Below are 4,337 nucleotides of genomic sequence, written 5' to 3' on the forward strand. Positions count from 1 at the left end.
TCTATCTGCAACTGTGTTTCTTGCATGTCTAGCTCTACCATATAAATTTCCTAAATATCCTGCTGTTTGAGCTCCCAAAACTGGTGTAAGCGCTCCTGTGATATAAGGCGCTAAATTAGGTAAAGATTCATCTACAATTAAAAGCGGATTTTTTTCTGTAGTAGCAGGATTTCCATCATCTGAGGCCAAAACCACAAATCTACTAGGTTGTGCTAATGCTGTAGTTATTTGATTTATTGCTCCGAACAATTGATTTAATTGCCCCGCATTTGCTGCCGGTAATCCTGGTAATGGATTAGTTGGAACCGTAGTAAAGAAAGGAACCGATGTTACATCGGGAATATTCGCTACAACGCCTCCGGCACCATTAGCCGTTAGTCCATCTAACAATGTGCTGTATACAGTCGCAAATAAATTAGGGTCGGTAATATCGTTTGCTCCATAAGTAGCTGGGTTAGTATTATTCAATTGATTAACACCAGTGCCCCCAGAAGTAGCATAGGACAAAACGTCATTATTTCCGATCCATAAAGAAAAGAATGTTGGGTTTTGTGCCATGGCATCTCCTAGAACACTTGCCGAAGGAGAGGATGCAAATCGAACAAAATAAGGATTTGCTTGTCCAGTTGCAACTCCAGCTAAATTACCATATCCTTGCGCTAATAGATGGAAACTTTTAGCTCCTGGAACTCCCATATTATTAAAAGGTCCTGTTAGAACATTAGTAATGTCAGTAGTTATAGTTCCTGAAACAGGAGTTGGTGCACTTCCATTAAAATAAAGTCTCGGCCCTTGAATTTGGAATCCTCCTAACAACAAACCTCCAATATTATCGCTAGTGTAAGGGATCTTGAATTCTCCCCCACCCACTAAAGCAAATTGTTGGGATAATAAATTAGGATAGGAACCTTTTTGTCCTTCCATAAAAAGTGCGCTATCAGCATAACCCGCAGTTAAGGAATTCCCTAAAGAAACATATTTAGAGAAATCAGCTGACCCAGCCGTTAAAGGCAAACCATCGGATGAATTTGGATTAACAACCGTTTCATCATCGCTACATGCTACAAAGGTTAATGAAACCAATAATAGCCATTTGAAATTTTTTATCATAATTTTAATTTTTATAGAATTGGTTTTATTAAGGTGTAATTGTTAATGAAACAAAATATTGTTGACCAATAAGTCCTGCTCCAATTACTTGACCGTATTCTTTTCCGCCAATATTTGTTGCTCCAACTTTGAGAATTGATTTCAATGACTTTATATTATAGTTCGCTTGTACATCAACAACTGTTGCTTCGTCAATAATACCATCAGCAAAAGTAGATTCCCATAAATATTCTGAATTCCATCTTGCACTGACAGAAAGCCCTAAGTTTCCAAATAATTTATCATTGCTTAAAGTCCCTTTTACTCTATGTTTTGGAGTATTAAAACTTGCTTCAAAATTTGGATCTTTGGCTTGATCAAAATCAAATGCTGAGTAATTATAATTTCCACTAAATTCAAAATCTTTATAGATTTTTTTGGTTAATCCTAAACCAAATCCATATGATTTTACTTCCAAATCGGTATTAGTATATAATTGATACTCTCTAGTGTCTCTATTCGCAAGAGCAGCTGTAGCTGACGTGTTTGAAATATCTGTTGTGTTTTCAGCGTCCCCATAAAAAGGCGTAATAACATTAACATTTCCAATAAAATCGTTGTAAATATTATAATAACCATTAATGTCTAATGAGAATCCTTTAACATTGGCTCTGTATCCCAAATCAAAAGCTTTTACTTGTTCTGGTTTTACTAAATTTACATTTGCTTTTACTAAATTCTTTGCAGCTTCTGTTGTGTTTTCCTCTGAAACAGGATGGTTTCTATAGTAACTATCGAATGCTAAATATGAATCTTTTGTAAATGAATTGTAATAAGCATCATTTCCTGTTAGCGTTACCGAATTAGACCCCAAGACATCTTGTCCACCAGATGAAATTGTAGAAAAACTTCCATCGTCAGTTATTGTTTCAACAAATCTATTTAAATTATCGGGTGCAGAACCAATTAACACTCTATTTCCAATATTAAAACCAATGTATTGGTCTTGTGTCGTTGGGTTTCTGAAACCAGTTTGAAATGATCCTCTGATGTTATGGTTTTTCTCTTTGTCTAAAGCATAAACAAATGAAAGTCTAGGAGAAAAATTGCCATCAAAATTTTTAGCTTTATCATACCTAACAGAACCTGTTAATTTTAATCTGTCATCAATTAGTTTTTTCTGAACTTGCGTATAAACCCCATATTCATTGTAATTGATAGCGCTTTCAGCATCTGTATAAATTCTACCGAAAGAGTTCAATTCATACACTCTGTAAGAACCTCCAACTTGAATTTCGGCTGGTTTGAATAATTCTTTGAAGTTGTAATTAGCGTCTGAATGATAAATTCTTGAATTATCAACTAATTTAGATCCAGTTAATATACTTGGATCAGCTATTACTTGATTGAAAGCGTCTTTGAATGCTTGCGTCCCCGGAATCAAGCGTCCAAAATCAGCTCTGCTTCTTGCATATGCGTGAGCTTCAGAAGGAGTTGTACCTATACCTGGAACCAGGCCTAAAGTTGCAGCTCCAAATGCTCCTCCATAGTCTGCAAACCATTGTTTATCTGACTTCCATAGTCTATTGATATTGATTGCTGTAAAAGTCATATCATATGATTTCCCGCCATCTTCAGATATAGTATATCCTCTAAGAAAAAAGTTTTTACCTTTAAGTTCAATTTTATGTTGTTGCATAAAGAAACCATTCAAATTATATCGGCTGGCGCCTTGATAAACTGAATTTCCAAAACCAAATTTAGATTGCCAAATAATTTCGATATCATTTGCCCAAGGTTTAAAATGTAATGAGAAATCAATTTTTGCATTTCTAACCTTACTTTCTGTTAAATCGGTTTCGTTATATCCTGTTCTAGAAATGTCAAAGTTTGGCAAAAGATTATAAGCTCCAGATCCAAAAGCATTTCTACTTTTAAGATTAACAGCAACCTCATCTCCGTAAATATTTATACCGTTATAGCTAGGGTCATTTCTATCTACTCCTGAAACTTCATTACCATTTGCGTCTATGCCATTGTAATTATTGGCATACCAATCTGTTCCTTTCATAAAAGTAAAGTTGGCTTTAGCAGCAAAATGTTTGTCAAATACATGAGCCACTCTTATTCCATAATCATAGAAATTATTAGTTCCCGCTGCTTTTTGATTTGTTTGTCCAAATTTAGCATAAGCAGTAATACCCTGATGATTCCATGGTTCTTGGCTGTTCATAAATAAAATTCCGTTGAATGCATTAGCACCATAAAGAGCTGAAGAAGCACCGGGAAGTAACTCAACACTTTGTACATCAATTTCAGAAACACCAATTAAGTTTCCTAAAACAAAGTTCAGTAAAGGAGAAGCATTATCCATTCCATCAACTAATTGTAAAAATCTTGTATTAGCAACAGTTGCAAATCCACGGGTATTGATGGATTTGAAAGACAAACTACTAGTATTCATTTGGACCTCTTTTAGATTTTCCAAACCGTCATAAAATGAAGGAGCTGCTGCTTTTTTTACATCTTTTACTGTAAATCTTTCAATAGTAACTGGAGATTCTCTAATTCTCTCAGGGGTTCTAGAGGCAGAAACTACAATTTCATCAAGCTTGGTTTCCTCATCAGATAAAACTGTGTTAACTTTTTGATTGTTTGCTGTAACGCTAACTTTTTTTGCCCCAAAACCAATGCTTGATATTTCAAGGTCGAATGGTGGTTTTTTGTTAGTTGTTAAACTAAAATTTCCATCGCCATCAGTTACAGCACTAGAGCTATCTCCAGCTACTTTAACATTGGCACCAGGTATTGGTTCGTTCTTACTGTCTTTTACAGAACCCGTTATTGAAGTTTGCGCATAGATTATGCCACAAAAAAACAATGAAACGATAAATAAATAAATCTTCATTTGGTTATAATTTTGTTGGTTTAGGATGCCAAAGTACAAATATTTTTTTTAGATTATCAAAAAACCTTGTGCATTTTTATTAATAATCTATAATAAGTTTCGTAATCAAGGCTATGCTTTTTGCTCTATTAGCAATTTTTATTAACGAATTGCATTATTGATATAAAAAATATATTGCGCATTTCAATATGAATCATTCAATAAATTAATCATAAAATTTTAAGCTAAAAAAGCGAGACAATGTCTCGCTTTTTTATGATCTATGTTGATAATTATTATTCTACTGTAATAAATTATTCTTCAACGACCAGAAATGCGTCAACTTCTAAGGGTTATTCCC

The 4,337-nt window shown here is 34.1% G+C and carries 2 protein-coding genes; both read right to left on the reverse strand.

The window, feature by feature from the left end; translation table 11 throughout:
• Window positions 1-1,110: G-D-S-L family lipolytic protein (locus tag ACOYLP_RS10995; protein ID WP_422856216.1), on the reverse strand; the 1,110-nt coding region annotated here is incomplete at its 3' end.
• Window positions 1,111-1,138: 28 nt separating this feature from the next.
• Window positions 1,139-3,997, reverse strand: a complete 2,859-nt coding sequence (locus tag ACOYLP_RS11000; RefSeq protein WP_422856217.1) for a TonB-dependent receptor — start codon at window positions 3,995-3,997, stop codon at window positions 1,139-1,141.
• Between the last annotated feature and the right edge of the window lie 340 nt (window positions 3,998-4,337).

Source organism: Flavobacterium sp. (assembly GCF_049318325.1).
GTDB lineage: Bacteria > Bacteroidota > Bacteroidia > Flavobacteriales > Flavobacteriaceae > Flavobacterium.

Excerpts from the sequence above, each read along its gene's own strand:
- ACOYLP_RS11000 (WP_422856217.1), bottom strand. The coding sequence starts at position 3,997 with ATGAAGATTTATTTATTTATCGTTTCATTGTTTTTTTGTGGCATAATC.